Below are 4424 nucleotides of genomic sequence, written 5' to 3' on the forward strand. Positions count from 1 at the left end.
CGCCTGGCTGACCCCGGAGCCGGTGCGCGCGCCGCGCCTGGCGGCGCTGCTGGAGTGGATTCCGGCCAACCTCGGCGCCGACCTGTCGCTGGAAGCCCTCGCCGAGCAGGCCTGCATGAGCCCGCGCACGCTGTCGCGGGTGTTCATCGGCGAGCTGGGCGAGGCGCCCGGCCGCTATGTCGAGAAGGTCCGCCTGGAGGCCGCCCGCGCGCTGCTGCAGGACGCCCAGGCGTCGATCTCCACGGTGGCCCGGCTGTGCGGCTTCGGCCACCCGGAGAACCTCCGCCGGACCTTCCACAAGCACCTGGCGGTCAGCCCCCAGGAATACGCCGAACGCTTCGGCCAGCTCGCCACGAGCTGACTCCCCTCCCCCCACCAGAAGGAACTCGCCATGCTCGAACTGCGCCCCAGCTGCGAATGCTGCGACCGCGACCTGCCGCCGGAGAGCACCGACGCGCGCATCTGCACCTACGAATGCACCTTCTGCCGCGACTGCGCCGAGAACGTCCTCGGCGGCAGTTGCCCGAACTGCGCCGGCGAGTTGCTGCAACGGCCACGGCGCCCGGCGGCGATGCTGGCCAAGGACCCGGCCTCGACCCAGCGGGTGCTCAAGCCCGGCGGCTGCCAGGCCTGAGGAGGCGCCATGTTGCTCCTGCGCAATGGCGCGCTGCGCCTGCTGTTCCTCGGCCAGGCGCTGTACTGGTCGTGCTCGCTGATCGGCATCACCCTGACCTCGCTGATCGGCGCCCAACTGGCGCCGCTGAACAGCCTGGCGACCCTGCCGCTGGCCCTGCTGGTGCTCGGCAACCTGCTGGCGGTGCAGCCGCTGTCGCTGTTCATGCAGCGCCACGGCCGCCGCCCGGGGCTGATGCTCGGCGCCGCCGGCGGCATTCTCGGCGGGCTGACCTGCGCCCTGGGCGTGCAACTGGGCTCGTTCTGGCTGCTGTGCCTGGGCGCGCTGCCGATCGGCGCCTACCAGGCCTCGGCGATGTATTACCGCTTCGCCGCCCTGGAAGCCGTGGGCGAGGCCGAGAAAGGCCGCGCCAGCGCCTACGTGATCGGCGGCGGCGTGCTCGCCGCGCTGCTCGCCCCGAGCCTGGCGCTGTGGGCCCGGCACGCGCTGCCGACGCCCTTCGTCGGCGCCTACCTGGCGATCGCCGCGCTGGCCACGCTCGGCCTGCTGGCGATGGCGCGGCTGCGCGAAGGCGCCGCGCCGCGCCCGCCCCACGGCGGCCTGGCTGCCATGCGCGGCCTGCTCGGGCGGCCGCTGGTGCGCGCGGCCATGGCCTGCACCGCCACCGGCCACGGGCTGATGATCCTGATCATGAACGCCACGCCGCTGGCCATGCAGTTCTGCGGGCTGTCGGTGGAAAGCGCGGCGAGCGTGATCCAGTGGCACATCCTCGGCATGTTCCTCCCGGCCTTCGTCGCCGGCCCGCTGGTGGACCGTCTCGGCAGCCGTCGCGTGGCCCTGCTCGGTGTGGCCCTGCTGGCGAGCAGCGCGGCGGTGGCCCTGGGCGGCCTCGACCACGGCCACTTCCTGTTCAGCTCGCTGCTGCTGGGAATGGGCTGGAACCTGATGCTGGTGGCCGGCACCACCCTGCTCGGCGAGGGCCACGGCGCCGACGAGCGCGGCCAGGCCCAGGGCCTGATGGAACAGGGCAACAGCCTGATGGCGGCGCTGATGTCGTTCAGCTCCGGCGCGCTGATCACCAGCCTCGGCTGGAACGCGGTGAACCTGCTGGTGTGGCCGCTGCTGGCCCTCGCCCTGGCCTTGCTGTGGCCGGCGCGGCGGCCGCTGGCGAGCGCCTGAAGCCGGCGGTTCGCGAGCAAGCTCGCTCCTACAGGCTTTGCGCGCGCTGCGCTCTCGTAGGAGCGAGCTTGCTCGCGAACCCATTCCCCCAAATGAAAAAGCCCCGGCATCGCTGCCGGGGCTTCGCTGTCGGCCGTCCTGCGTGGGGACGGTCGAGAACTCAGCGGACCGCTTCGAACAGGCCGGTGGCGCCCATGCCGCCACCCACGCACATGGTCACGATGCCGTAGCGCAGGTTGCGCCGCTGCAGTTCGCGGACCAGGTGGCCGACCTGGCGCGAGCCGGTCATGCCGAACGGGTGGCCGATGGAGATGGAGCCGCCGTTGACGTTGTACTTCTCGTTGTCGATGCCCAGGTGGTTGCGTGCGTACAGGCACTGCGAGGCGAAGGCTTCGTTGAGTTCCCAGAGGTCGATGTCGGCGATCTGCAGGCCGCGCGCCTTGAGCAGCTTGGGCACCGAGAACACCGGGCCGATGCCCATCTCGTCGGGCTCGCAGCCGGCGACGGTGAAGCCACGGAAGAACGCCTTGGGCTTCAGGCCCAGTTCCAGCGCCTTGTCCAGGCTCATCACCAGGGTCATGGAGGCGCCGTCGGAGAGCTGCGAGGCGTTGCCGGCGGTGACCGAACCGTCCTCGGCGAACACCGGTTTCAGCGAGTTGAGGCCTTCCAGGGTGGTGTCCGCGCGGTTGCAGTCGTCACGGTCGACCACGCCTTCGACAATGCTCTTGGCGCCGGTGGCCTTGTCTTCCACGGCGTAGCGCACGGCCATCGGTACGATCTCGTCGGCGAACAGGCCTTCGGCCTGGGCGCGGGCGGTACGCTGCTGGCTCTGCAGGGCATAGAGGTCCTGCTCTTCGCGGCTGACGTTGTAGCGGCGGGCGACGATCTCGGCGGTCTGCCCCATGGGGTAGTAGATCCCCGGGAACTCCGCTTCCAGGCGCGGGTTGACGAAGTGGTCGGTGTTGCGCGACTTGGCGGTCAGGGTGATCGACTCGACGCCGCCGGCCACCAGGATGTCGCTGCAGCCCGAGGCCACCTGGTTGGCGGCGATGGCGATGGCCTGCAGGCCCGAGGAGCAGTAGCGGTTCAGGGTCATGCCGGCGACGTGGGTACCGAGCTTGGACAGCACCGCGGCGTTGCGGCCGATGTTGTGGCCCTGGGCGCCCTCGTTGGAGCCGGCGCCGACCACGCAGTCGTCCACCAGCAGCGGGTCGAGGTTGTTGCGCGCCAGCAGCGCGTCGATGCAATGGGCGACCATGTCGTCCGGACGGGTCATGTTGAACTTGCCCCGGAAGGACTTGGCCAGGCCGGTGCGGACGCTGTCGACTATCACCACTTCGCGCATGGGAAACCTCTCTGCTTGTTGTTCGATGAGGAAAACACCCGGCAAGCATAGAGTCGGCGAATGCCGGCGCGCGACGATCATTCACCCCGGATATGCGCCGCCATCCCGTGGCGGATGCGCGACCGCCGCCCGGAGGCGGCGGTCGTGCTGGCGCGAAGGGCCGCTCAGACGGTGTCGACCTTCACCGCGTGGTCGTGCAGCAGGCCGTTGAGCACCGCGTTGGTGTCGCCGCCGGAGAGGATGCCGTTGCCGGCGTGCCCGGCGTACTTGGCGGCGAGGTCGACGTTGGCCAGGTCGATGGTCTGGGTCGCCGGGCCGCCGGCCACGCCGGTGGGGTTCACCGAGATGGTGGTGGTCACGGTGGCGGCGTTGACCGAGAAGGTCAGGTAGTGCGACAGCGAATCGGCCGTGGCCGCCTCCCCTTGCAACAGGTCGGCGAGGTTCAGCGAGTCGCCTTCGCCGATGTTGAAGTCCTTGACCACGTCATGCCCGGTCTCGCCCTTCTGCCAGACGAACTGGTCGGCGCCGGCGCCCCCGGTGAGGGTGTCGTTGCCCATGCCGCCGAACAGGATGTCGTTGCCGTCGCCGCCGAGCAGGGTGTCGTTGCCGCCCTGGCCGAACAGCAGGTCGTCGCCCTTGCCGCCTTCCAGGGTGTCGTTGCCGCCACGGGTGTCGCCGGCCACGTTGAGGTCCTGGGCGTGGGCGACGATGTAGTTCACCAGTTGCCCCTGGGTCGGCGCGGTGCCGCCGTTGGTGGCGCTGAGGTAGTCGACCAGGCCCTGGTAGCCGGCGCCGTTGTGGGTGCCGGCGGCGTGGCCGGTCCAGCTCAGCGCGTCGGTGTTGATCACGTCGCCGAAGAGGATGTCGTTGCCGTCGCCGCCCACCAGGTGGTCGTTGCCCACCGCCTGCGGCGCGCTGCTCTGGAAGCCTTCCTGCAGGGCCGCCTGCAGCTGGTCGGCGGTGTTGATGATCTGCGGCTGGCCGACGCTGGCGGTGACATCGTGGTTGCCGTTGAAGTCCAGCGTGGCGGTGCCGGTGGTGCTGGTGTTGTCGAAGAAGCGCAGGATGTCGCCGTTGATCCCGTTGCCGATGCCGATGGCGTTCACCGCCACCTGGTCGGCGCCGCTGAGCGCGCCGCCGCCGTGGAGCATGGCGTTGGCCGCGTCGAGGGCATCCTGCACGTCGTGGTAGTTGGTGGTGGAACCGGTATTGCTGTTGTCGCCGACGTAGGTGGTCGGGTTGCCGTCGGTGAGGAAGAACGCCAGG

At 70.3% G+C, this 4424-nt stretch carries 5 protein-coding genes; 3 read left to right on the forward strand and 2 right to left on the reverse strand.

Annotated elements, in window-relative coordinates; genetic code table 11:
- From P3W75_RS12920 to P3W75_RS12930, 3 genes are all read left to right on the forward strand, one after another.
- Positions 1-361, forward strand: a 361-nt coding sequence (locus P3W75_RS12920) for a helix-turn-helix domain-containing protein (protein ID WP_276227745.1), incomplete at its 5' end; no start/stop codon positions are given.
- 30 nt (positions 362-391) lie between these two features.
- Positions 392-634, forward strand: a complete 243-nt coding sequence (locus P3W75_RS12925) for a DUF1272 domain-containing protein (protein WP_276227746.1) — start codon at positions 392-394, stop codon at positions 632-634.
- 12 nt (positions 635-646) lie between these two features.
- Positions 647-1813, forward strand: a complete 1167-nt coding sequence (locus P3W75_RS12930; RefSeq protein ID WP_276227749.1) for an MFS transporter — start codon at positions 647-649, stop codon at positions 1811-1813.
- Between the two features lie 160 nt (positions 1814-1973).
- On the opposite strand, the gene P3W75_RS12935 is transcribed toward P3W75_RS12930, so the two are convergent.
- Complete coding sequence (locus P3W75_RS12935; protein ID WP_276227747.1) at positions 1974-3158, reverse strand: thiolase family protein; 1185 nt, start codon at positions 3156-3158, stop codon at positions 1974-1976.
- 164 nt (positions 3159-3322) lie between these two features.
- The coding region (locus tag P3W75_RS12940; RefSeq protein WP_276227748.1) for a calcium-binding protein at positions 3323-4424 on the reverse strand (1102 nt) is incomplete at its 5' end.

The sequence above is a fragment of the Pseudomonas citronellolis genome (assembly GCF_029335315.1).
Lineage (GTDB): Bacteria > Pseudomonadota > Gammaproteobacteria > Pseudomonadales > Pseudomonadaceae > Pseudomonas > Pseudomonas citronellolis_A.

What these genes read in the sequence shown, in the direction of transcription:
- P3W75_RS12925 (WP_276227746.1), top strand. Translation starts at nt 392, where the DNA reads ATGCTCGAACTGCGCCCCAGCTGCGAATGCTGCGACCGCGACCTGCCG.
- P3W75_RS12935 (WP_276227747.1), bottom strand. Translation starts at nt 3,158, where the DNA reads ATGCGCGAAGTGGTGATAGTCGACAGCGTCCGCACCGGCCTGGCCAAG.